22 protein-coding genes and 1 tRNA gene are annotated in these 22,801 nt (G+C 73.6%); 13 read left to right on the top strand and 10 right to left on the bottom strand.

Features of this window, described 5'->3' with window-relative positions:
• Position 1: 1 nt before the first annotated feature.
• The 6 genes from CNQ36_RS12395 to CNQ36_RS12370 all read right to left on the bottom strand — a co-directional run bounded on the left by CNQ36_RS12395 (position 2) and on the right by CNQ36_RS12370 (position 8,042).
• Positions 2–766 (bottom strand): polysaccharide deacetylase family protein, encoded by a 765-nt coding sequence (locus CNQ36_RS12395; protein WP_121546032.1) that lies wholly within the window; start codon positions 764–766, stop codon positions 2–4.
• On the bottom strand, positions 750–2,291 hold the full coding sequence (locus CNQ36_RS12390) for a lipid II flippase MurJ (protein ID WP_121546031.1): 1,542 nt from the start codon (positions 2,289–2,291) through the stop codon (positions 750–752). Before CNQ36_RS12390 ends, CNQ36_RS12395 begins: the two co-directional genes overlap by 17 nt.
• A 614-nt stretch (positions 2,292–2,905) precedes the next feature.
• Positions 2,906–4,249, bottom strand: a complete 1,344-nt coding sequence (locus CNQ36_RS12385; protein ID WP_121546030.1) for an O-antigen ligase family protein — start codon at positions 4,247–4,249, stop codon at positions 2,906–2,908.
• Positions 4,250–4,255: 6 nt separating this feature from the next.
• A complete protein-coding gene (locus CNQ36_RS12380) occupies positions 4,256–5,680 on the bottom strand; it encodes an exopolysaccharide biosynthesis polyprenyl glycosylphosphotransferase (RefSeq protein ID WP_121546029.1) in 1,425 nt (474 codons plus the stop codon).
• Positions 5,677–6,918, bottom strand: coding sequence for a glycosyltransferase (locus CNQ36_RS12375; RefSeq protein ID WP_121546028.1), 1,242 nt, complete (start codon positions 6,916–6,918; stop codon positions 5,677–5,679). Before CNQ36_RS12375 ends, CNQ36_RS12380 begins: the two co-directional genes overlap by 4 nt.
• Before the next feature lie 38 nt (positions 6,919–6,956).
• Complete coding sequence (locus CNQ36_RS12370; protein WP_121546027.1) at positions 6,957–8,042, bottom strand: DUF3344 domain-containing protein; 1,086 nt, start codon at positions 8,040–8,042, stop codon at positions 6,957–6,959.
• 321 nt (positions 8,043–8,363) lie between these two features.
• Between CNQ36_RS12370 and CNQ36_RS12365 the strand changes: the two genes are divergently transcribed.
• The 4 genes from CNQ36_RS12365 (at position 8,364) to CNQ36_RS12350 (ending at position 10,957) form a co-directional block, all read left to right on the top strand.
• Positions 8,364–9,170: a hypothetical protein gene (locus CNQ36_RS12365; RefSeq protein ID WP_121546026.1), complete on the top strand. Its 807-nt coding sequence runs from the start codon at positions 8,364–8,366 to the stop codon at positions 9,168–9,170.
• A gap of 123 nt (positions 9,171–9,293) precedes the next feature.
• On the top strand, positions 9,294–9,563 hold the full coding sequence (locus tag CNQ36_RS12360; RefSeq protein WP_040907156.1) for a hypothetical protein: 270 nt from the start codon (positions 9,294–9,296) through the stop codon (positions 9,561–9,563).
• Positions 9,564–9,657: 94 nt separating this feature from the next.
• Positions 9,658–10,107, top strand: coding sequence for a tyrosinase family oxidase copper chaperone (locus tag CNQ36_RS12355; protein WP_121546025.1), 450 nt, complete (start codon positions 9,658–9,660; stop codon positions 10,105–10,107).
• Positions 10,091–10,957, top strand: a complete 867-nt coding sequence (locus CNQ36_RS12350; RefSeq protein ID WP_121546024.1) for a tyrosinase family protein — start codon at positions 10,091–10,093, stop codon at positions 10,955–10,957. The genes CNQ36_RS12355 and CNQ36_RS12350 overlap by 17 nt, the downstream gene beginning before the upstream one ends.
• 77 nt (positions 10,958–11,034) lie before the next feature.
• Here CNQ36_RS12350 and CNQ36_RS12345 read toward each other — a convergent pair whose 3' ends face one another.
• Positions 11,035–11,274, bottom strand: coding sequence for a chaplin (locus tag CNQ36_RS12345; RefSeq protein ID WP_040907158.1), 240 nt, complete (start codon positions 11,272–11,274; stop codon positions 11,035–11,037).
• Between the two features lie 317 nt (positions 11,275–11,591).
• On the opposite strand from CNQ36_RS12345, the gene CNQ36_RS12340 reads away from it, so the two are divergent.
• The 4 genes from CNQ36_RS12340 (at position 11,592) to CNQ36_RS12325 (ending at position 13,081) form a co-directional block, all read left to right on the top strand.
• A complete protein-coding gene (locus CNQ36_RS12340) occupies positions 11,592–11,867 on the top strand; it encodes a hypothetical protein (protein WP_040907161.1) in 276 nt (91 codons plus the stop codon).
• 150 nt (positions 11,868–12,017) lie between these two features.
• Positions 12,018–12,281 (top strand): hypothetical protein, encoded by a 264-nt coding sequence (locus CNQ36_RS12335; protein WP_040907162.1) that lies wholly within the window; start codon positions 12,018–12,020, stop codon positions 12,279–12,281.
• A gap of 159 nt (positions 12,282–12,440) precedes the next feature.
• Positions 12,441–12,713 (top strand): hypothetical protein, encoded by a 273-nt coding sequence (locus CNQ36_RS12330; RefSeq protein WP_040907163.1) that lies wholly within the window; start codon positions 12,441–12,443, stop codon positions 12,711–12,713.
• Positions 12,714–12,805: 92 nt separating this feature from the next.
• The gene (locus tag CNQ36_RS12325) at positions 12,806–13,081 is read left to right on the top strand and encodes a hypothetical protein (RefSeq protein ID WP_121546023.1); all 276 of its coding nucleotides are present in this window, start codon (positions 12,806–12,808) and stop codon (positions 13,079–13,081) included.
• 80 nt (positions 13,082–13,161) lie between these two features.
• Here CNQ36_RS12325 and CNQ36_RS12320 read toward each other — a convergent pair whose 3' ends face one another.
• Both CNQ36_RS12320 and CNQ36_RS12315 read right to left on the bottom strand, forming a co-directional pair.
• Positions 13,162–14,091 carry an alpha/beta fold hydrolase gene (locus CNQ36_RS12320; RefSeq protein WP_121548439.1) on the bottom strand — a complete coding sequence of 310 codons (930 nt, stop codon included), beginning with the start codon at positions 14,089–14,091 and terminating at the stop codon, positions 13,162–13,164.
• Positions 14,092–14,290: 199 nt separating this feature from the next.
• Positions 14,291–14,366 (bottom strand) — tRNA-Arg (locus tag CNQ36_RS12315).
• 317 nt (positions 14,367–14,683) lie between these two features.
• Here CNQ36_RS12315 and CNQ36_RS12310 point away from each other — a divergent pair.
• From CNQ36_RS12310 to CNQ36_RS12295, 4 genes are all read left to right on the top strand, one after another.
• Positions 14,684–16,294: a dynamin family protein gene (locus CNQ36_RS12310; protein WP_121546022.1), complete on the top strand. Its 1,611-nt coding sequence runs from the start codon at positions 14,684–14,686 to the stop codon at positions 16,292–16,294.
• 3 nt (positions 16,295–16,297) lie between these two features.
• Positions 16,298–18,112, top strand: coding sequence for a YfjP family GTPase (locus tag CNQ36_RS12305; RefSeq protein WP_121546021.1), 1,815 nt, complete (start codon positions 16,298–16,300; stop codon positions 18,110–18,112).
• Positions 18,113–18,344: 232 nt separating this feature from the next.
• A complete protein-coding gene (locus CNQ36_RS12300; protein WP_004931249.1) occupies positions 18,345–18,815 on the top strand; it encodes a single-stranded DNA-binding protein in 471 nt (156 codons plus the stop codon).
• A gap of 278 nt (positions 18,816–19,093) precedes the next feature.
• Positions 19,094–20,509 (top strand): Cys-Gln thioester bond-forming surface protein, encoded by a 1,416-nt coding sequence (locus CNQ36_RS12295; RefSeq protein WP_121546020.1) that lies wholly within the window; start codon positions 19,094–19,096, stop codon positions 20,507–20,509.
• 39 nt (positions 20,510–20,548) lie between these two features.
• Here the strand turns inward: CNQ36_RS12295 and CNQ36_RS12290 are convergent, their stop codons facing one another.
• The gene (locus CNQ36_RS12290; RefSeq protein ID WP_163013248.1) at positions 20,549–21,133 is read right to left on the bottom strand and encodes a hypothetical protein; all 585 of its coding nucleotides are present in this window, start codon (positions 21,131–21,133) and stop codon (positions 20,549–20,551) included.
• A gap of 162 nt (positions 21,134–21,295) precedes the next feature.
• Here CNQ36_RS12290 and CNQ36_RS12285 point away from each other — a divergent pair, with 162 nt between their 5' ends.
• Positions 21,296–22,504 (top strand): hypothetical protein, encoded by a 1,209-nt coding sequence (locus tag CNQ36_RS12285; protein WP_121546018.1) that lies wholly within the window; start codon positions 21,296–21,298, stop codon positions 22,502–22,504.
• Positions 22,505–22,801 lie beyond the last annotated feature (297 nt).

The following is a 22,801-nucleotide window of genomic DNA, read 5'->3' as shown; positions in this document are numbered from 1 at the left end:
CTCACACGCCCTCCACCGGCCGCCGGCGCAGCCGGTGCAGCCGGAGCTTGAGGTACAGGCGCCACTCGGTGTCGTTCTGGCCGACGTGCGCGCGCGGCAGCGCGTGCGGGCCGGTGAGCGGGCCGGGGTCGATGGCGCAGGCGTAGGTGTAGCCCGCCCCGCGCACGGCCTCGACGGCGCGCGCGTCGACCGTGCCGTACGGGTAGCAGAACCCCGTGACGGGGGCGCCGGTCAGCTCCTCGAGGCGGGCGCGGCTCACGGCGACCTCCTCCGTGAGCGTGGTGTCGTCGGCGCGGGTCAGGTCGACGTGGGTGAGACCGTGCGAGCCGATCTCCACGCCCTCCCCGGCGACGCGCCGGATGCCGTCCGCGGTCAGCAGCGGCTTGCGCGGGCCGAGCGGGTCCCAGGCGTTGTCGCCGCCGAGCCGTCCCGGCAGGACGAAGAGGGTGGCGCCGCAGTGGAAGCGCCGCAGCAGCGGCAGCGCTTCGGTGAGGAAGTCGGTGTACCCGTCGTCGAAGGTGAGACCGACCAGGCCCCGGCCCCGGCCCTCGGCGCGCGCGGCGAGCAGCTCCGCGACGGACACGCCCCGCAGCCCGTGCCGGCGCAGCCAGGCCAGCTGCCGTTCGAGCCGCTCCGGGGTGACCGTGATGCGGTACGGGTCGTCCGAGCAGTCGCCCACCGAGTGGTACATCGCCACCCAGGGGACGGGACCGGACCGGGACGCGGGAGGTCTGCCGGTGTCGACGGAATCAACGGAAGCGGCCATGTGTGAGCCTTCGTGTGACGGTGCGTACGGAGCGCAGGGCGGATGCGGAGCGGTCGGCGCCCAGGACGGACAGGGCGAGCGGGACGAAGACGGCGGCCACGGCGGCGCAGCCGGCCGCGAGCGCCGCCACCGGCGACGCGAAGCGGCTCGCGGCGAACGTGCCCGCGGTGACGGCGAGGACCGAGGCGAGCACGGGGCGGCCCAGCCCGGCCAGCACCTTGCGGATGCCGAGGGTGACCCCGATGGGGTTGCCGCGGCCGGCCCCGCGCAGACCGGTCAGCAGCAGGACGGCCGTGAGCGTGATGCCGAAGGCGTTGGCGGCGGCGATCCCCGCCACACCCCAGCGGCCCACGGCGACGGCGCCGATCAGGGAGGTCGCGACGACGCCCGCCGTCATCACGCCGACGGGGTACCAGCTCGGGCGGCCCGCCGAGAAGTAGCAGCGCACCAGGGCGCCCACCAGGGTCTGGCCGAGCAGCCCGAGGGCGTACACGCGCATGACGTCCGCCGTCGCGGCGGTGTCGGCCGCGGTGAACGCGCCCTGCTCGAAGAGCAGTCCGATCATCTGCGGGGCGCAGGCCATCACCGCGCACATGCCCAGCAGCACCACGCAGGAGGCCAGCACCAGATCCCGTTCCACCCGGGCGCGGGCCCGCGCGGTGTCGCCGTCGGCGAGCGCCCGCGCCACCACCGGGAAGGTGACGGTGCACACCATCAGCGACAGCGTCATCGGGATCTGCGCGACCTTCTGCGCGTAGTTGAGGTGCGAGATGGCCCCGGCGGGCAGGGACGACGCCAGGAACCGCTCGACGAGGACCTGCGACTGACGGCACAGCGCGAACAGCAGCACGGCGGCGATCAGGGCGAGCCGCACCGGCCGCTCCCCGGCGTCCGGGCCGGTCGCGGCGGGAGCCGGGACGGGGGAGGCCAGTTGCCGCCACAGCGAGGGCAGTTGCACCACCACCATCAGACAGCCGCCCACCGCGACGCCGGCCGCCGCGGAACGCACCCCCCACTCCCCGCCGAGCAGGAACATCGTGGCGACGATGCCGGTGTTGTAGGCGACGTAGATCGCCGCCGGCGCGAAGAAGCGGCGGTGCGCCCGCAGGGCGGCGCTGCAGTACCCGGCGAGCCCGAAGGCCAGCAGGCTCAGCGCGGTGAGCCGGGTGCAGTCGACGGCGAGACGGGGGTCGGCCAGACCGGGCGCCAGGGCCCGGACCATGTACGGGGCCCCGGCGGCGACCAGGGCGGCCACCGCGGCGAAGGCCAGGCACAGCCGGGGCAGGGTGGCCCTGACCAGCTCGCGGACCGGGTCCCCGGGGACGCCCCGGGCGCGTCGCGCCAGCGCCACGCTGAACGCCGGGATCAGCGCGATCGCCAGCCCGTCCTCGATCAGCAGCGTCGCCGCGATCTCGGGCACGGTCCAGGCGACCAGGAAGGCGTCCGTGTCGCTCCCCGCGCCGAACAGCCGCGCCAGCGACTGGTCCCGCACCAGGCCGAGCAGCGACCCGGCGATGGACAGCACGGCCGTCCCGATGGCGGCCCGCGCGAGAAACCCCCGCGACGCCGCCTTCTCCCCCGCCCCGGCCCCCCGACCCGCGCCCACTCCACCCGGCGCGGGTACGTCGGCGGTACGCGTGCCGGCTACGGCCCGCCCCGGCCCGAGCCCGCCGCTCCCGCCGGTCGCGGACGCTGCGTCCGGCCTGCCCGGCGCGGATGCGACGGCTGTGCGGGTGCCGGTCTTGGGTCCGCTCCCGTGCCCGGCCGTCGCGGACGCTGCGAGCGGTCCTCCCGGCTCGGGTGCATGGGTCGTGCGGGTGCCGGCTTCTGGGTGACCCAGTCCGAGCTCACCGCTTGCGTGCCCGGCGGTCGCGGACGTTGCGTCCGGTCCGTCCGGCGCGGGTGCGTCGGCTGTGCGCGTGGCGGTCTTGGGTCCGGCGAGTCCGAGTGCGCCGGTTGCGGGCGCGTTCCCGTCGGGTGTGCCGGGTGCGGTGCCGGCTGCGTCCGGTTCGCCCGGGGCGGGTGCGTCAGGTGGGCGAGGGCCGGCCTTGGGGCTGCCGAGGCCGATTCCGCGGGGGCCGGCAGCCCCGGGTGCGTCCGGCGCGGTGTTGGGGCCGGGGGGCTGGGACGGGAGCACTGTCATCGTGTCGCGGCCTCCTCGACCCGCTCCGCCACCTCGTCGCGTCGCACGGCGCCCGCCCGGTCGTCGGCGGACAGCGCCCACCACGCCGTCAGGCCCAGGGCCACGCCGGTCAGTACCGTCGAGGGGCCGCCGATGTCGCCGTACACGAAGTCGACGAGCAGCCAGAGCAGCAGGCCGCAGGCGACGAGCCCGCAGTCGAGGCCGGGTCCGCGGCGGCGCACCCGCAGCACCCGCCGCAGCGCGCACACCAGCAGCGCCAGCCAGCCCCCCGCGAGCGCCAGCAGCCCGATCAGGCCCTGCTCGCTCAGCACCAGCAGGTACATGCTGTGCGGCGACAGCAGCGCCTGCTTGTGAAACGTCTCGCCCGCGCCCTCGATGTCGCTGCCCGAGGACAGCGCCAGGGTGGCGTGCCCGTCGCGGTACTCGGGGAAGCCCTTCAGACCCACCCCGGTCAGCGGGTGCTCGCGCCACATGCCGGTGGCCGCCGCCCACAGGGTGTACCGGTCGATGACGGACTGGTCGGGCGTGTCGGCGACCTGCGTGATGCTGTCGATCCGCTCCTGCAGCATCGCCGTACCGACCCCGAACCCGCCCACCAGGACGACCCCCGCGGCGACCACGGCCGCCCCCACCCGCAGCGCGCGCCGCATCCCCGCCAGCGCCAGCTGCACCGCGCAGGTCAGCGCGGTCGCGATCCAGGCGCCCCGGCTGAAGGAGAGCGCCAGCGGCAGCACCAGCAGCAGGGCGCACCCGGCGGCCGCCGCCCGCTGCCGCACCGGCGCCCGGCCCAGCGCGATCCCCACCGCGCACACCACGCCCAGCGACACCGCCGACGCCATGCCCATCACGTCCTGCGCCCCGAAGGTGCCGACCGCGCGGACGGTCTCGCCCTGGTACGAGGCGCCGGTCCCGGTGACGTACTGGTGCACCCCGACTGCCCCCTGCCACAGGGCGAGCCCCACGAACGACCAGGCGACCGCGAGGAAGTCGGACGTGCGGCGCAGCAGCACCAGCGCGGCGGCCGGGACCAGCACGAAGATCTGCAGATAGCGGCTCAGACCGCCGAGCGCCGTCTCCGGGGAGGCCGCCCCCATGGCGGCGAGCGCCACCCCCACGACCGGCAGACCCAGCAGCACGACCGCGACGGGCGACAGCGGACGCCGCCGTTCCCGCAGCAGCCGGATCACGCAGTACCCCACGACGAGCGCGGACACCACGTCGGCGGGCCCCGCACCGTCCCCCGCCGGCGGCAGGGCCGTCAGGGCGACCACCGCCACCAGCGGCAGGACCGGCACCAGCGCGGCGGCACGGCGCGGCAGCGGTACGAGGACGTGGCTCACGTGTCGTCAGCTCCCCGTCGGACGGACCAGCGTGGCCGCGGTGCGCAGCAGGATGCAGATGTCCTGCCACAGCGACCAGTCGTCGATGTAGGCGTTGTCGTACCGGCAGCGGTCCTCGATCGAGGTGTCGCCGCGCAGCCCCTGGACCTGCGCGAGCCCGGTGATCCCGGTGCGCATCCGGTGCCGGGCCGCGTAACCGGGATACGTCTGGCTGAACTGGGCGACGAAGTAAGGTCGTTCCGGACGCGGCCCGACCAGGCTCATGTCGCCGCGGAGCACGTTCCACAGCTGGAGCAGCTCGTCGAGCGAGGTGCGCCGCAGCATGCGGCAGAACCAGCGCATCTCGTGCTCGTTGGCCACGCTCCACCGGGTCGCCGACTCGTGCTCGTCGACCGGGCGGTGGGTGCGGAACTTCAGCAGTGTGAACGGCTTCCCGTCCCGGCCGATGCGCTCCTGCCGGAACACCACCCCCGGCCCGTCGCACAGCCGCAGCGTCACGGCGCACACCGCCAGCAGCGGGCCGACCAGCAGCAACAGCGTCCCCGAGACCAGGATGTCGAGCATCCGCTTGCCGATGCCGCCGCCGCGCGCCGGGGCGGGGTCCAGCCGCCGACAGGAGAACCCGGCCAGCCGCTCACCCCCCGGGTGCGGCGCGGAGCCGGCGTCGACCTCCCAGATCGCGCAGCCCGACGCGGCCAGCGTCCGCAGCAGCGGGCCCTGTTCGGCCCGTACCGAGGGGTGGACGGCGAGCACCGCCCGCACCCCGTTCTGGATGACGGCCCGCTCGACCTCCTCGTCGGTGCGCAGCACGGGCACGCCCTCGACGCCGTCCGCCTGCTCGGCGACGATCCCCACCGGCCGCACCCCGCACCGCGGGCGGCGCAGCACGGCGGCGGTCACCCGCTGCGCGGTCGCGGCCGGTCCGACGACGAGCGCGGCGTGCGGGTGACGCAGCAGCGCGGCCCGCCGCCGCCCGTGCACGGCCGCGCGCAGCGCGCCGCCGGCGGCAGCCTGCACGGCGAGCCCGGCCAGCACGGTGCCGGCGGACAGCGCGTCCTCCGGCCGGTACGCCGCCCACAGCGCCGCGCCCGCCGCCCAGGCCACCGCCACGCGGCCGCACACAGCGGGCAGTTCCTCCAGCAGCCCCGGGACCGGCGGCCGCCGGTCCCGCGGGCGCAGCAGCAGCGACACCCCGATCAGTACGGCGACGAGCAGCGGATGCCGCTGCGCCCCGGTGAGCACCAGCGTGGCCGGCAGGACCGCGGCGCCGTCCGCGAGGAGCAGCGGTAACGGCGAGGGCGGCCGGGGCGGCGCGGCGGGCAGCCGGGGGCCGGAGTCGGCGCCGCGCGGCGGGATGACGGAGACGGACGTGGAGAATCCGTGGTCCCGCGGCGGTACGCCGGGGGAGGGCACGGTGTGTTCTGCGGTCACGAGTGGATGGACTCCCTGTGCTCTGTGGGCTCGGCGCGCGGTGTCGTCCGGTCGGCGCCGGTGTCCCCGACGGCCGGGTACGGGCGGGTCCCCGCGGCGGGCCAGGCGCCGAGCAGATCGCGGTAGACGTCGGCGACGGCCCGAGCGGTGTGCCGCACGTCGTGGAGGGACAGCACATGCCGCCGGCCCCGGTCACCGAGCGACGTGCGGAGCGACGGGTCGAGCAGCAGCTCGCCCACGGTCCCGGCCAGCGCGTCCGGGTCCTCCGGGGGCACCAGGCACCGGTCGGCGAAGGACGGCGGCAGGCTCTCGCGGGCGCCGTCGACGTCCGTGACCACCACGGGCCGCCCGCAGGCCATCGCCTCCAGCGGGGCCAGCGCCATGCCCTCCCAGCGGGACGGCAGCACGACGAGGTCGGCGGCCTGGTACCAGGGGGAGGCGTCCGCGACGGCGCCCGCGAACAGCACGGACGCGGGAGCTTCCTCGCGCAGCCGGTCCCGGTCCGGCCCGTCGCCGACCAGGACGAGACGGGCGTCGGGCACCCTGCGCCGCACGGCGCTCCAGGCCCGCAGCAGGACGTCCTGCCCCTTCTGCCGGCACAGCCGCCCGACACAGACGGCGAGCGGTGCCCGCGCGTCCAGCCCGGCCAGTGGCGGGAGCGCGGCACGGGCGGGGCCGGCGGGGGCCGGGCGGAAACGGTCCGGGTCGATGCCGTTGGGCACGACGGTCCACCGGCCGGTGATCCCGGCGTGCACGCCGGTGGCGCGTTCCGCCTCGCTCACGCACACCACCCGCGCGGCCCAGCGCGCCGCCCAGCGCTCCCAGCGCAGGGCGAGGGCCGCGGTGTTCCCGTCCACCGCCTCGAACGACCAGGCGTGCGGCTGGAACACCGTGGGGATGCGCCCGCGCACCGCGAGCCGTCCGGCGAGCCCGGCCTTCGCGCTGTGCGCGTGCAGCAGATCGGGGCGCACCTCGTCGATCAGCCGGGCCAGCTGCCGTACCTCCCGCACGAGCGAGGCGCCCGGCGACCGCGTGGCGTGCCAGTGCCGTACGTGCGCGCCGAGCGACCGGAGCCGGCCGGTGAGCGCGCTGTCGGGGCAGATCGCGGTGACGGCCAGGCCGTCCGCCAGCTGGGCCCGGACCAGGTCGGTCACGACCCGCGCGACCCCGCCGTCCACCGGCTGGGTGAGGTGCAGGACGTGCGGCCGGCGGCTGGGCAGCGACAGGTTCTTGTGCACGGCGTCCCCGCTCAGGAAGACGCTCGGCGTCGGCCCGCTCACCGCCGGGCGTCGACGGCGGCGAAGAGCACGCCCGCCCAGGCCGCGTCCCGCTCGGAGGTGAGCCGGAACGTCGCGCGGTCACCGGCGCGCTCCAGCCCCCCGGCGAGGTCGAACACGTCGGAGTCGTAGCCGAGGGTGTTGGCGTACGCCGGCACGCGCGCCGGGGCCGCGTCGGCGGGGTCGGCGATGGTGGAGTTCAGGACGTCGTCGTAGGGGTTGGCCGTCCCGGCGAACGCGGTGGAGCGGGACTCATCGGCGGTGAGGACGAACGAGTCGCCCGTGGTGCCGCGGTCGCCGTTGTACGCCACCAGCCCCACCCGGCCCCCGGCGCCCGCCGGGAACGGCAGGTCGCTCAGCGGCATCGCGGCACCCGAGCGGCCGCCCAGCGGGGCGAACCCGTCCCAGACCGCGAGGTGCCGCAGCGGTTCCGCCGGGTCCTCGTACGCCACCACCAGCGTCCAGCCGCCCCAGGTCCCGGCCGCCGACCTGCCCATGGCCACGTTGACCTGCGCCACCGTGTACAGACCCGGCGCGCTGTCCCGCACCAGCCGGGTGACGTCCGCCGAGGCCTGGAAGGCGTCCGCGCCGTCCGCCACCCGGTGTCCCACCAGCGTGTCCGCGATCAGCTCCTTGTACTCCCCGCCGGGCTCGGCGATCAGCACCCGCCCGTTGTCCTCCCACGGCTTCTGCTCACCGGCCAGCAGGTTGCCGCCCCAGTACAGACGCGCGTAGGTGACCCGGGCGCCGGCGGGCAGACGGACCTCCGCGCGGGAGGAGTTGTACGTGTTCGGGTCCCGGTCGACGTCGATGTAGCCCATCTCGAAGTCACCGTTGGCGCCGGCGCCGCCGGACTGGGCGGACCGGCACGAGCTCCCCGCGCCGAGGCAGGTGGCGGAGGCGTTGGCCGCCCGGACGATGCCGCCGTGCTGGACCGCCCGGTACCGCTGGGCGAAGGCGAGACTGTCGGCCTCCGGGGAGGGCGCGAGGGGGGCGGCGACCGCGGAGCCGCAGGGTGCCCACATCGCGAGCGTGAGGACGCCCACCGTCGCACGGCGAAGCAGCTGACCCAGGGTTTGGCGCATGACCGTCGGAGCCTTTCGGAACAGGGGTGGCGGCGGCAGGCGCGGGGACGAGTGCGATGCGTCCGCCCAGGAGGGTGCTTCGGAGGTTCGCAACTCTAGCCATCAAACGGACAAATTCACCGAAATTCAGTGAATGGTGCCAAGTGTGTTGAAAACGTGAAGCCCGGGTCGGCGGGCGGCCGGTTCGGGCCGACCGTCCCCAACGGGCGGGACGCGTGGCCGGGTGAGAGCGAAAACCGAATGGCGCAGCTCCGGTTGCGGGACTCCATGGGCGCTCCCACGGTGGGCTTCAAGATCCGGAAATCCGCGAAAGGACACCCCATGGGCCCCCTGCCTGCCCGGCGCTTCGCCCTCGGCGCCCTGTGCGCCGCCCTCCTGGCCGGAGTCACCGGTCCCGCCGCCATGGCGGCCGACACGGCCCCCGTGCGCGACCGAGCGGCGTCGTCCGCCCTGCTGCTCGCACGGGCCGGGACCGTCGACGCGCGACAGCACGGACTCACGCCGGTCGTCGACCTGGTGCGGACGGTGCTCGAGGCGGACGACGGCCGGCTGTCCACCGCCGAGGCCAGGAGGCTGGGTGACGCGGCCAGGGCCGCCGTGACGAAGGCGGCCGACGAGGACCCGGTGGCCACGACCGACGCCACCCTGCCGGCGCCGCCGGACACGACGACGTCCGCCACGGTGCTGACCACCACCGAGGACGACCTCACCCCCGAGGAGCTGGCCGACCTGCGGGAGGCCCTCGACGACCTCATGGAGATGCTCCTGCCCGGCACCACGACGAGCACGGACACGCCGGCCGCCCCGGACACGGAGACCGACACCGCGGCGACCACCGAACCCAGCACCGAAGCGGAGACGGAGACGGAGACGGAGACGGAGACGGAGGAGGACACGAGCACGGAGGACGCCGCCGAGGCGACCGTCGCCGCGAACCTGGCCACCGCCCAGGCGCCGGCGATGGTCGACGAGTTGCTGGCCCGCGTGGACAGCCTCCTCGCCGCCCTGCTCGGCACCGAACCCGAGACGGCGTCGACCCTCCCCGCGCCCGCCGGCCCCGCGCAGACGCCCCTGCTCCCGGGTCTCACCCTCCCCGCGCTCAGATCGGTACTGGTCCCGTCCTCGTGAAGCGTTCATATGACGACTTGTGAATCTTGGGCTTCCCGGTTTCCGGTCCGGCCGGGAATCGTTAGGCACGGCGACAGATTTCCCTCCGGCGACCGACCCCGCGTTGCCGAAGAAAGGAACACGATGAAGTCCCTGAAGGCTGCCGCCGTCTTTGCCGGAACCCTGATCGCCGCCGGTTTCGCCGCGCCCGCGCAGGCCGCGGAGTCCACCGACCTGGCGTCCACCGGCCTCGACACCGGTCTGCGCACCGCGGTCCCCTTCGAGGTGATGCCGGTGAGCGAGGCGCAGGTGCTCGAGACCGACCGCGCCTCGGTGCTCGCGACGACGCGGGAAGCGGCCGCCACGGTGAACGAGGCCAAGCCGGTCCACGGCGACCTGGGGCTGCACGCCTGAAATTCACGCCCCGCGCATCCGGCCCCCAGTTTCCACTGGGGGCCGGATGTCGTTTGCCGCTACGGACATCCGTACGGACAAAGGGAGTGGACCGATGGTCATCGGCGTCGACGAATTCCGCGAAGGCGCGGAGCCGCCACCCGCGGCGGAGGTCAGGACGCGCCGGGAGGTGACCCGCGGACTGCGCACCGGCGCCCTCGCCGCGGCCCTGGCCCCGCTGCTCACCGCCTTCCGGCCGGCCCGCCCCGCATCCGCGAAGGCCCCGGACGGCGACTCCTTCGACCAGATCCACCGCGGTCACCGCATCCGCGGGGCGCGGGACGCGGACGGCCGGTGGCACGTCACCCTCGACGGCCGTCCCCTGCACCTGATGCGCCGGGCCGACGGCACCTGGCTGAGCATGGTCGACCACTACTGCTCCTACCCGGCACCGCTCGACGCCGCCCGGGCCGCCGTGGAAGCGCTCGCCCCCGGCGACCGGCTGCGCACCGCGGACACGGCCCCGCGCCACGACCAGGGGGGCCGGCATGGCGTACGTGCGTAAGGACGCCGCCACCCTCACGGCAGCCGAGAAACGCCGCTTCGTCAACGCGCTGCTCGAGGTCAAACGCCGCGGGGAGTACGACGAGTTCGTGCGCACGCATCTCGCGTACTACTCCTCCGACGGCGAACGGGGCCTGCGCACCGCGCACATGGCGCCCTCCTTCCTGCCCTGGCACCGCCGGTTCCTGCTCGACCTGGAGGAGGCCCTGCGCCGGGTGGACTCCTCGGTCACCCTCCCGTACTGGGACTGGACGCGCGACCGGAAGACCACCTCCGCACCGTGGACCGCGGACCTCCTCGGCGGCAACGGACGCCGTTCCGACCTCCGGGTGACGACGGGGCCGTTCGCGTACAAGGAGGGCAACTGGACCATCAGGGTCGGCGTGACCGAGGGGGAGTTCCTCACCCGGGACCTCGGCCGCCGCGCCGATCCGATCGGCCTGCCGGCCAAGAAGGACCTGGAGTGGGCGCTGAAGGAGCCCGCCTACGACGTGGCGCCCTGGGACTCCACGGTCACCCGGGGCTTCCGCAACCGTCTCGAGGGCTGGGGCACCGGCCGGGGCAGCGCCTCCTGGCGCAACCACAACCGGGTGCACCGCTGGGTCGGCGGGGTCATGCTCTCCGCCGCCTCCGTCAACGACCCCGTCTTCTGGCTGCACCACGCCTTCGTCGACCTGCAGTGGCAGCGCTGGCAGCGCCGGCACCGAGGGGCCCGCTATCTTCCGGCGGCCGCTCCGGGCTCCGGCGACGAGCAGCACGGCCGGGTCGTCTCCCGCCGGGAGACGCTGCCGCCGTGGGACGTGACCCCGGAGCAACTGGAGGACGTCGGCGGGACGTACCGCTACGCGTGAGGTACACGCGGGCACGGGAAGAGCCCCGGCGCTCGAGGCGGCCGGGGCTCTTCGGGGCGGGGCGGTCCCCCGCGGCGCTACTTGTTCACGCAGTGGTTGCCGACGGCGGAGTTGAGGAATCCGACCACGTTGACCGTGTTCCCGCACACGTTGACGGGCGCGTGGACGGGAGCCTGGATCACATTGCCCGACAGGACTCCGGGCGAGTGGACGGCCGCGCCCTCGGCGCCGGCGTGCGCCGAGGCCATTCCGGCGCCACCGATCACCACCGCGCCCGTGCCGAGAGCAAGGGTGGCCGCCTTCGCGATGCGAGACATCACGTTCTCCTTAACTGGTGCGATAAGTCCGGCCGCGTCAACAGCGACCGCACTCCCGGCTCAACGCGGGACACCGGTTCCGGTCACGGGGAGTGCCGGAGGACCACTCCTCGACCCGCCTCCGCGTCGGACACCGACCGCGACACGAGCGGCCGTTCACCCGTCTGAGTATCGACTCAGGGCGCTGACCTGCGTCTTCACGAGAAACTTACGGGATTGGGCGTTTTGAAGCGCGAAAGTCGTAAACGTCGCTTACGTTAGCGCCTGTCAGTGACCGGTCCGTCACGGACCGGATCCACTCGAGAAACGGAGAGGTAATGCGCAAGTACCAGAAGGCTGCTGTCGTCATGGCCATGCTCGGCAGCGTCGGCTTCCTCGGTGCCGGTGTCAGCCACGCCGGTGACAAGCCCGACTTCGAGCTGAACAACAAGCAGGCCACCACCTGCGCCCAGGACAACTCGACCGAGGGTCTGGTCAACGTCGACGACGTCAACGTGGGCATCAGCGCGCTGCTCGGCTTCACCAAGAACGAGGCCAACGACGCCAACTCCGTGGCCTGCGCCACCGGCCTCAGCCTCGGCGGCCAGCACTGATCGCTGTGAAGTGATCTGGGCGGGCCTTGGGGCTCGTGGCACGTGTCCGAGCCCCGGGCCTGCCCGGCCGAAGTGGCCGGTTCGACCGGTCCAGTAGTCAGGAACGGCTTCGCCGCCCGGCGGCGGGCCGACCGTCAAGGGGACAGGTAGATGTTCAAGTCGAAGAAGATCGCAGCGGTGGCGGGAGTCCTGGGAGGCTTCGTCCTGATCGGTGCCGGCGCCGTGCAGGCCGTCGGCGCCGAGGGTCCGGGCGACTGCGTCAAGGACAGCAAGGGCAACATCCGCTGCGAGCAGGTGAGGCAGTACCAGCTTCCGGCCGACCGGAACGGAAAGGTTCGCCTCGTCAACGAGTCGGACCTGGCCTGCTCCAGCTCGGCGCCCCGGCTCACCTGTGTGAACAGCGTCGACGAGTGACGGGAAGTCCTGACCCCTCCACCGGCAATGCGCGGTGACCCTTTTCCCGAAAAGGCACGATTCGGCGTTCCAGCTAACAACTGCCGCGAAGTGTCGCCCAGTTTTGCGACTTTCAGTGACGCGGTCCGTGCGGACCGTGTTCGAATGAATGGAGAGATCATGCGCAAGTTCCAGAAGGCCGCTGTCGTCGTGGCCATGCTCGGCAGCGTCGGCTTCCTCGGTGCCGGTGTCAGCCACGCCGGCGACGAGCCGATGGTGGAGCTGAACAACAAGCAGGCCACCACCTGCGCCCAGGACAACTCGACCGAGGGCCTCATCAACATCGAGGACGTCAACATCGGGGTCTCCATCCTGGGTCTCACCAAGAACGAGGCCAACGACACCAACTCCGTCGCCTGCAGCACCGGCTTCAGCGTCGGCGGCCAGCACTGATCGCAGTCAGGTGATCGGGGCAGGCCCCGGGGCTCGAACCAGGTGTTCGAGCCCCGGGCCTGCCCTCGTTCGTTCGTCAAGGAAACAGGTAGATGTTCAAGTCGAAGAAGATCGCAGCGGTGGCGGGAGTCCTGGGAGGCTTCGTCCTGATCGGTGCCGGCGCCGTGCAGGCCGTCGGTGCCGAGGGTCCGGGCGACTGCGTCAAGGACAGCAAGGGCACCGTCCGCTGCGCCCAGGTGAGCGAGTACGAGGTCACCTCGGACGAGTACGGGAAGATGCGCGTCGCCAACGACTCGCGGCAGACCTGCTCCGGCGGGCCCAAGGTGTCCTGCACGAGCAGCTTCGCCGTCCCGGACGGGAAGTCCTGACGTCCCTTACCGCGGAACCACCTGAACAACGGCGAGTGGCCGGAACCCGGTACCGGGTCCCGGCCACTCGCCGTGTGCCGTCATCGGGCCGAGGACGCACCGGTGAGTTCGGCGGCCGGCGACTCCAGGGCGCTGCAGTACGGCAGGCCGTCGACGGGGCGGTCGGTGCAGAAGCGGGCGATCAGGTCCGCGGACTCCTCGCGGCGTTCCACCGTCACCAGGTGGTCCGCCTCCCTGACCGTGGTGAACCACGCTCCCGGCATCGTCGCCGCCAGTTCGCGGCCCATCTCCGGTGTGCACAGGGTGTCGTGCTCCCCGGTGAACACCAGCGTCGGCACCTCGGGGACCGGCAGGGGCTCGTAACAGCCGTGCGTCACCAGCCGGGTGTTGTGCTCGAGGGCCTTCCTGACCTCCTCCGGCGTCTGGTTCATGAACTGCCGCTGGAGGAGCCGGGCCACGGCCGCGTGCCTGCGGACCCTGCCCGCCTCCGGATTCGACATGAACAGCCGCACGAGCCCCTGGGCGGCCCCCTCGATGTCGCCCCGGCCCAGTGCCTGTGAGAGCCGCGGCACCGCCTCGGTGTAGATGCCGGGAAGACGGTTCGCCGCGCCGGCGAAGACGATGCGCCGCACGGATTCGGGGTGGCGCTGAGCGAAGCGGAGGCCCACGACCTCGCCGAAGCAGCCGCCGAAGAGATTCACCTCGGGCACGCCGATCTCCGCCAGCATGTGCTGGACCGCGTCCCCGAGGAAGTCGATGTCGTAACGGGCCGGGAGGAAGTCCGAGGTGCCGTAGCCGGGGAGGTCCACGGTGATCAGCGTGCACAGCGGCGCCAGCCATTTCTCGTGGCTCTGCCAGGAGTACCGGTCCTGCGACGACCCTCCCAGCAGCAGCAGCGGAGCCGTCCGCGGCGCGCTCTGATGGACGATCCGGCAGGTGTAGGAGAAACCCTGGAAGGCGAGCCGCCGCTCCTCCACGGAGTCCTGGGCGGCGGTGACGGCAGTGCGCATGAACGGCTCCGGATAAGGCGGAACGATGGCGAACCGTTCCATGATTACCAGGAGTCTCGCCAGTCCGGCGTAATCACTCCATTGTGGGCGATCCGGTCTAACCGGAAGAAAACGGAGAAAGGCAAGGCGCTTGGCCGGGGGTCGGCGGATGGTGCGACGGAACGCGAAAAGACCAGCGTTTCCGCTGGTCGATGAGTGTTGGCGCCCCCGGCAGGACTCGAACCTGCGGCCAAGCGCTTAGAAGGCGCCTGCTCTATCCACTGAGCTACGGGGGCCGGTGGTGGCCTCTGTCGCGGCGTCCGGGTCCGGACGGTCCTCGACGTCGCCGGAGACAAGGATAGGGCTCCCGCATCCTTGTCCCTGCTGCCTCACCTGCGTGGCTGGGTGTGGAGGTTCGGTGAAGCGGTCCCGATAATCGCAGGCAGGTACGAATCCTGCATCGATTTTGGCCTCTCTCGCACCGGGTGTTGTGCACTCGTTATGCCTGGACTGTGCACGTGTCGCGGTCGCCCCTTCCGTCCCTTCTCTTCCGTCGGCGCGCAGACATGCCCATATGCTTCATAATTCCCCTAAAATTGGGCATTCTTCGCATGTGGTGACCTTGGACGTACGGCCTCAGCTGCTCGACGCACTCTCCGCCCTGCGCGACCGCGTCGCCGCCGCCCGCTTCCCGCTGCCCCTGGCCGGGGCCGCACGCGCGCGGGCCAACCGCGACGAACTGCTCGCCCAGCTCGACGACTACCTGGTGCCCCGGCTGAGAGACCCCGAGGCGCCCCTGCTGGCCGTCGTCGGAGGGTCCACCGGAGCCGGGAAGTCCACCCTGGTGAACTCCCTGGTGGGCCGGCGGGTCAGCGAGGCGGGCGTGCTGCGGCCCACGACACGCACGCCCGTGCTCGTCTGCCACCCGGAGGACCACCACTGGTTCAGCGGGATGCGGGTGCTGCCGGACCTCACCCGGGTGTGGGTGCCCCACCACCGGGACCCCGCCGACGACCTGCTCCTGCCCGGTGAGAACCCCGCGCGGGTGCTGCGCGTCGAGACCGCCGACACCCTGCCGCCCGGCCTCGCCCTCCTGGACGCACCCGACATCGACTCCCTGGTGTCCGACAACCGCGTCCTCGCCGCCGAGCTCATCGCCGCCGCGGACATCTGGGTCATGGTCACCACCGCCGCCCGCTACGCCGACGCCGTCCCCTGGCACATGCTGCGCACCGCCAAGGAGTACGACGTCACCCTGGTGACCGTCCTGGACCGGGTGCCCCACCAGGTCGTCTCCGAGGTGTCCCGGCAGTACGGCGCCCTGCTCACCAAGGCCGGACTCGGCGAGGTACCGCGCTTCACCGTGCCCGAGCTGCCCGAGTCGGCCTGGGGCGGCGGACTGCTGCCCGCCACCGCGGTGGCCTCGCTGCGGACCTGGCTGGTCCACCAGACCCTGGACCCCGCCGCCCGGCAGTACGTGGTGGCCCGCACCGCGCACGGCGTCCTCGACTCCCTCCGCTCCCGCATGCCCGAACTCGCCGGTGCCGCGGCCGCGCAGTACGCGGCCGCGCTGCGGCTCACCACCGCCGTCGAGGGGGCGTACGACAGCGAGCACGCGCGTGTGCGGGGCCGCCTGCAGGCCGGGGCCGTGCTCGCCGGGGACGCGCTCAAACGGTGGCGCGCCTTCCCCCTCGACTGCACCCCGGGCGAACTCCTCGACACCCTCGTGGAGAGCCTCGGCGCGCTGCTGCTGTGCGCCGTCGCCGCCGCCGACGAGCGCGTCGACGACGCCTGGAGGCGCGAGCCCGCCGCGAACGCCCCGGAACTCACCGGCCGCGACAGCGCACCGGAGAACGCCGAGCACCGCATCGGACTGGCCGTACGGCGCTGGCGGCGCGAACTCGAGGAGTTCGCCGAGGACGAGGTGCGCGAACTGGACCGCGGCACCGCACCCGACCCCGAGATGGTCGCCGCGCTGGTCGCCACCGTCCTGCTGGGCGGCCGCCGCGCCCGCACCGCCGGGGAGGGGCTCGCCGAACGGATCGGCGCGCACAGCGCGCTGCGGCTGCGCGACCGGGGCGGACGGCTGCTCGTCGACCACGTGAACCGCGTCCTGCACACCGAACGCGAACGCCGGCTCGCCCCGCTCGACGCGCTGGAGGTGCACGCGGAGCCCCAGGCCGAACTCATCGCCGCGTTGTCCGTACTGCAGAAGGAGAGGTGACCGGTGACCGCCGTCACTGACCAGGACCACACCGAGCACCCCGAGCACCCCGAACATCCCGGCCACGACGCCTCCGACGACTCCGGGGCCGCCCCGCGCACGGACGCGGGGAGTCCCTGGGACGACGGGCTGATCGCGCGGCGGGTGAGCGGGAGCACCGGGGAGGAGCCGCCCGTGCTGACCGCGGCACACCGGGCCCCCGTGCCGTCGGCCGTGCCCCCGCTGTCGTACGACCCGGCTCTGCGGTCCCGGCTCGAGGCGCTGCGCGAACTGGTCGGGCTCTCCCGCGCCCGGCTGGACAACCGGACCCTCGGACAGGCGGGCCGGGTCCTCGACGAGGCCGGCGCGCGGCGCCGGCTCTCCGGACAGCACACGGTCGTCGCCCTCGCGGGCGCCACCGGCAGCGGCAAGTCCCAGCTGTTCAACGCGCTGGCCGGGGTGCCCATCTCGGAGACCGGCGTACGGCGCCCGACCACCGCCGCGCCCATCGCGTGCAGCTGGAGCGACGGCGCGGCGAGCCTCATCGAACGTCTCGGCATCCCGCCCCGGCTCCGCCGCCGCCCCCTCCAGGCGACGGCGGACGCGGACGACCGGCTGCGCGGGCTGGTCCTGGTCGACCTGCCCGACCACGACTCGGCGGCCGTCCAGCACCGGGAGCAGGTCGACCGCGTCCTGGGCCTCGTCGACGCCGTCATCTGGGTCGTCGACCCCGAGAAGTACGCCGACGCCATGCTGCACGAGCGCTATCTGCGCCCCATGGCGGCACACGCGGAGGTCATGTTCGTCGTCCTCAACCAGACCGACCGGCTGCCCGGGGAGGCCACCGAGCAGGTCCTCGACGATCTGCGGCGGCTGCTCGACGAGGACGGCATCGTGCTGGGGGAGTACGGCGAACCCGGCACGACCGTGCTGGGGCTGTCCGCGCTCACCGGGGACGGCGTCGGCGAACTGCGGGAGTCGCTCGCCCGGTTCGTCTCCGAACGCGGCGCCCCGGCCCGCCGGATCGCCGCGGACGTGGACATCGCGGCGGCCCGGCTGTGGCCCGTGTACGCCACCCGGCGGCGCACCGGGCTCAGCGAGGAGGCGCGCGAGGAGTTCTCGGACCGGCTCGCGGACGCCGTGGGCGCCACCGCGGCGGGCGAGGCGGCGGAACGCGCGTGGCTGCGCAACGCCAACCGCGCGTGCGGCACGCCCTGGCTGCGGCTGTGGCGCTGGTGCCAGGCGCGGAACGAGCCGTCCACCGGCTCGGTCACACTGCGCGGCCGGCCCGACGAGGAGGCCACGGCCCGGCAGCGAGTGGAACAGGCGGTGCGCACGGTGGCCGACCGGGCCTCGGCCGGACTGCCGGCGGCGTGGGCGCAGGCGGTGCGGGAGGCGGCCGTACGCGGCTCCCAGGGGCTGCCGGAGGCGCTGGACGAGCTGGCCGTGCGGGCGGGACTGCCGCCGGGGAGGCCGCCGCGGCCGGGGTGGTGGCCGGTGGCCGTACTCGCCCAGGTGTCGATGACGGCCCTCCAGTTCGTCGGCGGCCTGTGGCTGCTGGCGCAGATCATCGGGGTGATGGCGCCGAACCTGGGGGTTCCGGTGCTGCTGATGGTGATCGGCGTCGTCGGCGGCCCGCTCATCGAGTGGAGCTGCCGCATGGCGGCCCGGGGTCCCGCGCGGCGGTACGGGCTGGAGGCGGAGAGACGGCTGCGGGAAGCGGCCTCCGGATGCGGCAGGGCCCGCGTCCTGGACCCGGTGGCGGCGGAGCTGCTGCGCTACCGGGAGGTGCGGGAGCAGTACGGGCGGGTCGTGGGGGCGGGGGCGGGGCGGAGCTGAACGTTGGGGGGACCCCTCGTTCGGGTGGCGGGGATGTCCACAGGCCGGTGGTGGTCCACAGTGCCCAGCGGGCCGGGCCCCTGCGGAGGCAGTCTGGCCGCACGGCGATCGCGGGACGGCTCGCGGTCGCCGTGCCAGGCGGCAGCCGTACGGGACGGGCCCGTGCGCGTACCGGCCCGGCGCCGGTGTCGCGGCACGCGGCCGGCGGGTCCGGGCTAGGGAGGGAAACACGATGAACGAGACGATGGTGTGCGTGGTGGGCAACGTGGCGACGCGGCCGGTCTACCGCGAGACGGCCTCCGGCCCCGCGGCCAGGTTCCGGCTCGCGGTCACGTCCCGGTACTGGGACCGGGAAAAGAGCGCCTGGGCGGACGGGCACACCAACTTCTTCACGGTGTGGGCCAACCGGCAGCTCGCGACCAACACGGCGGCGTCGCTGTCGGTCGGCGAACCGGTCATCGTCCAGGGCCGGCTGAAGATCCGCAGCGAGACGCGCGAGGGGCAGCAGGGCTGGATGTCGGCCGACGTCGACGCGGTGTCGATCGGCCACGACCTCGCCCGGGGCACCACCGCGTTCCGCCGCGCCCAGCGGCCGGAACAGACCTCCGGGCCGGACCGTCCCGAACCCAACTGGGAAAGCAAACCGGAGGGTTCGCAGACGGCGACTCCCCAACAACACGCGCAGGCAACCGTGGTGACGTGACGTCAGTGAATCGCCTCGCGGCGCGGTGCTGACCGAACTGAGGCTTATCGGCGCATGGATGCCGAACCATCCCGAGTGGATTTGTCGATAAGCCCTGCCCGCGGAGACGTTCGCGATAACGATTCCGATTCGGATCACTCCTCCGATGCGATCATCGTCAAGCACGCATCGCGGCCTCCTTAGGATGCCGGGCATGGCTCCCGGGGCTCTCGGGGCCGGTGATTCTGCTGGTGGGACCGTCCCCCCACGTCAAGGGGTCCCGCTCGGAAAGGATTTCGGTGTTTGCTTCGTTCTCCGCGTGGAGCGCGCGCGGACGCGGGTCGGCCCGCCTCGCCGCAGGCGCCCTGGTGTCCGGACTCGTCGCCGCGACCGCACTGGCCGGTGCCGGCACTGCGGTCGCCGACAGCGACGGAACAGCACCGGGCCACGGCGGGGCGGCCGCCACGTTGGGCGGACTCAAGACCTACGGCGAGGCCGTGATACGCGGCGCCGCCGGGGACCAGCGGGTGTCGGCGGGACTGTTCGAGATGTCCGTCGAGGGCGGCGGCATGCTGCAGACGTACTGCGTCGACATCCAGACGCCGACGCAGAAGGACGCCAAGTACCACGAGACCGCCTGGAGCGGCACCTCGCTGGGCACCAACAAGGACGCCGGCCGGATCCGCTGGATGCTGCAGAACTCCTACCCGCAGGTCAACGACCTCGCGGCACTCGCGGATAAGGCCGGAGTGCGTGGCCGGCTCACCGAGCAGGACGCGGCGGCCGGCACCCAGGTGGCCATCTGGCGCTACTCCGACGACGTGGACGTGGACGCCGTCGACCCCCAGGCCGAGCAGCTCGCCGACTACCTGGAGAAGAACGCCCGCGGCCAGGCGGAGCCGAAGGCGTCGCTGACCCTGGACCCGCCGGCGGTCTCCGGCCGCCCGGGCGAGCGGATCGGCCCGGTGACGGTGCGCACGGACGCGCGCAGCGTGACCCTCTCCCCGCCGGCCGACGCCACCACGACCGGCGTACGGATCGTGGACCGCGACGGCGAACCCGTCACCACCGCCACCGACGGCGGCAAGGTCTACTTCGAGGTGCCCGAGGACGCGGCGGCGGACACCGCCGAGCTGATCGCGCAGGCCTCCACCACGGTGCCGGTCGGCCGGGCCTTCGCCTCCGACAGCAGGAGCCAGACGCAGATCCTGGCCGGCTCCAGCGAATCGACGGTCTCGGCGACGGCGACCGCCACCTGGGCGCTGGAGGGAGCGATACCCGCCCTGTCCGCCCGCGCGAACTGCGCCAAGGGCGGCGTGGACGTCACCGTCGCCAACCGGGACGACGAGCCGTTCACCTTCGAGCTGACCGGTGCGGAGTACACCGTCGCGGGCGGGGCGTCCCGGACGGTGACGGTTCCGCTGAGCGAGGACCAGCCGTACGACTTCACGGTCGAGGGCCCGGACGGCTTCGAACGGCGCTTCACCGGCATGCTCGACTGCCGCACCCGGGCCGCCGAGACCGGCACCACCACCCAGACCCTCACCGGCCCGTCGCCCACCGCGCTCGCGGCCCCGGCCACCGACACCAACCTCGCCGAGACCGGAGCCTCCGGCGCCACCCCGTGGATAGCCGGCACCGCGATCGGCCTGGTCGTCCTCGGCGGCGCGGGCCTGGTCGTCGCACGCCGCAGGCAGACCCCGCCGGGAGCCTGACGCCCGCCGACGCCCCCCGGAGCCGGAGCCGCCCGACCGTCAGGTTCGCTCCGGGGGAGCGGCGGCCCGTCCGGCCAAGCCGCCACCGCCGGTCCGCACACCGCCGTGCGGGGTCCGCGCGCCGCGGTCCCCGCCCCCGAACCTGCCGTCCCGCAGCTCGAAGCGTTCGGGGGCCGAGCAGCCGATGGACGGGGTGATCAGCAGGCTCACGGCGAGGGGCGCCGGGTCGGTGCTCGCCGTCGAGAACTCGCAGACCGCGCCCCGCCCGGTCACGGGAAACCAGAACCAGCCGTCCACCGCGCCGACCCGCACCTCGTCCGTCAGCACGAACCTGCCGTGCTGTCGCGCGAACGCCTTCAGCCGGACGGACGCCATCAGCGGGTCGTCCGCGGACCGCACCGCGGTCAGCGTGAACTTGACGTCCTGCTCCGCGTCCAGGACCGAGGACGCGATCTGCCTGGTCTCGGCCGCCTTCCCCCCACGGGCTTCCGCTTCATCGCCCACCGCAGGGGCAGTCAGTACGGCGGCGGCCGCCACGGCGGCGACCAGCACCGCACCGCCGCGCAAGGGCGCGGCCTTGTCCATCGGCATGATTCCTCCCAGATGCTCACGCGTCTTCTGCACGCATCAGCGCACCCTCTTCCTTCCACCCGACACGGGGAAAACCGGAGAAATCACCCGTCCGCCCGCGCCATGCCACCCGATCGGCCGCCGCCGGCCGATGGCAGACTTCCAGGCAGCCGCGCCGGCGCGAGGGGCGTCCGGGGGGGCAGGGAGGGGTGGCCTGTGCACGGGCGGGTGCATGACGTGGTGTGGGGGACGGTGCGGGTGGTACTGGCCGTCCTGCTGCTGGGGGCGGCGTGGCAGTCGGCACGGAGCGCGGAGCGCGAACGCTCCGACGACCTCGACTTCGCACGCCTGGCGATACACGACGCCCAGGGGCGGGACACGGGCAGCCTGAAGGTGTGCGGGGACCGGTACCGGGAGCCGCTCTGCCTGCGGGCGGAACACGTGGCGGTGGACGAGGTCCTGCTGGACATGAACAGGAAGAGCGGGGCCCGCTACGAGTTCCTGTTCGGCCGGTCCGGCGGGCGCACGCTGGCCCTCACCCTGAACATCCGCCACGCCGACCAGGACCTCGTCGAAGCCGTCGGCAGGAACGGAGAAGCCACCCTGTACTGGTGGCGGGACTCGGTGCGGCTGCTGAAGGTGTCGACGGACGGTGAACAGCGGACGCTGCGCACGGCGCACCACCCGGGCCGGGAGTTCGTGCCCCCCGCCGCGTTCGGGGCGGTCCTCGCCGGGCTGGGCGCGGCGGCCCTGTGGGCGGGACTGTGGCGGATCGCGCGCGGGGGCGTGTCCCGGTTGAGCTGGCCGTGGCAGACGACGGTGCCGGGGGTGAGCTTCACCCTGGCCGGGCTGGGCGGGGCCCTCGGCGCGCTGTTCGCGGTGCGTTCGCCCTGGACGATGGCGTGGACCGCGGGCGTCGTGGGCGCGGTGAGCGCGGTGGGCATGGCCTGCTGGGCGTACCGGCTGGTGCGGCGAAGGCTGCCGGCGCTGGAGCGGATGGAGCCCGTCGCGCCGTCGGCCGAGCGCGACTTCCCGGGCACCGTGTGCGGGCCGGGCCCGTGGCAGCTGCTGTCGATGGGGTGGCTGCGCACCGGCCCGCGAGGACTCGCCGCCGTACCCGGACCGGCCACGGGCGCCGGCAGCTTCGGGGTGCGGCCCTTCCCCGGGGCTCTGCGCCTGGTCCGGGTGCGGCCACCGCACCGGGACGACCCGCTGCGGCTGAGGTTCGGCCGCTTCCGGCCCACGGACGGCGGGAAGGGGTCGCAGTTCCCGCTCGTCGCCGAGTGCGAGGCCCTGGGCGAACCGGTGCCCGGCGCGCGCATACTGATCGGCGCGGGCAGCGACGACCTCCCCCACATCCTCGGCGCCCTACGCCCCGACCCCGAGCCCGCCCCTCCTCGAGGTCGCGAGACCTCCCCGACGTGATCCCCCAGCGGCGACGGTGCGGGGCGGGCCAGTCGTCCGTGTCTTCTGGACCAACGTCACGGAAGACACTGCTGTAGTCACCATTCCGAACAAGGTCGTCGACGACGTCAACCATCCCGGGGATGCCTCGGTCGCGGACGATCAGCCCGTCCCAGACGTAGAAGTACCTGCCACCAAGGCATTCACCGGTCTGCCGCCAATGGTCCATGCGACGGCGGACAACCTCCAAGGTGTGGATGGTTCCCGACCAGCGTTCCCCACTGTCGAAGATCACCCACATGTCGACGTCGTCGATCT

The organism is Streptomyces fungicidicus (genome assembly GCF_003665435.1).
Taxonomy (GTDB): Bacteria; Actinomycetota; Actinomycetes; order Streptomycetales; family Streptomycetaceae; genus Streptomyces; species Streptomyces fungicidicus.
The sequence above is the reverse complement of the archived record's forward strand: the minus strand, read 5'-3'. Positions and strand labels throughout refer to the sequence as shown.

Excerpts from the sequence above, each read along its gene's own strand:
- CNQ36_RS12395 (WP_121546032.1), bottom strand. The coding sequence starts at position 766 with ATGGCCGCTTCCGTTGATTCCGTCGACACCGGCAGACCTCCCGCGTCC.
- CNQ36_RS12370 (WP_121546027.1), bottom strand. The coding sequence starts at position 8,042 with ATGCGCCAAACCCTGGGTCAGCTGCTTCGCCGTGCGACGGTGGGCGTC.
- CNQ36_RS12365 (WP_121546026.1), top strand. The coding sequence starts at position 8,364 with ATGGGCCCCCTGCCTGCCCGGCGCTTCGCCCTCGGCGCCCTGTGCGCC.
- CNQ36_RS12360 (WP_040907156.1), top strand. The coding sequence starts at position 9,294 with ATGAAGTCCCTGAAGGCTGCCGCCGTCTTTGCCGGAACCCTGATCGCC.
- CNQ36_RS12355 (WP_121546025.1), top strand. The coding sequence starts at position 9,658 with ATGGTCATCGGCGTCGACGAATTCCGCGAAGGCGCGGAGCCGCCACCC.
- CNQ36_RS12350 (WP_121546024.1), top strand. The coding sequence starts at position 10,091 with ATGGCGTACGTGCGTAAGGACGCCGCCACCCTCACGGCAGCCGAGAAA.
- CNQ36_RS12345 (WP_040907158.1), bottom strand. The coding sequence starts at position 11,274 with ATGTCTCGCATCGCGAAGGCGGCCACCCTTGCTCTCGGCACGGGCGCG.
- CNQ36_RS12340 (WP_040907161.1), top strand. The coding sequence starts at position 11,592 with ATGCGCAAGTACCAGAAGGCTGCTGTCGTCATGGCCATGCTCGGCAGC.
- CNQ36_RS12335 (WP_040907162.1), top strand. The coding sequence starts at position 12,018 with ATGTTCAAGTCGAAGAAGATCGCAGCGGTGGCGGGAGTCCTGGGAGGC.
- CNQ36_RS12330 (WP_040907163.1), top strand. The coding sequence starts at position 12,441 with ATGCGCAAGTTCCAGAAGGCCGCTGTCGTCGTGGCCATGCTCGGCAGC.
- CNQ36_RS12325 (WP_121546023.1), top strand. The coding sequence starts at position 12,806 with ATGTTCAAGTCGAAGAAGATCGCAGCGGTGGCGGGAGTCCTGGGAGGC.
- CNQ36_RS12320 (WP_121548439.1), bottom strand. The coding sequence starts at position 14,091 with ATGCGCACTGCCGTCACCGCCGCCCAGGACTCCGTGGAGGAGCGGCGG.
- CNQ36_RS12300 (WP_004931249.1), top strand. The coding sequence starts at position 18,345 with ATGAACGAGACGATGGTGTGCGTGGTGGGCAACGTGGCGACGCGGCCG.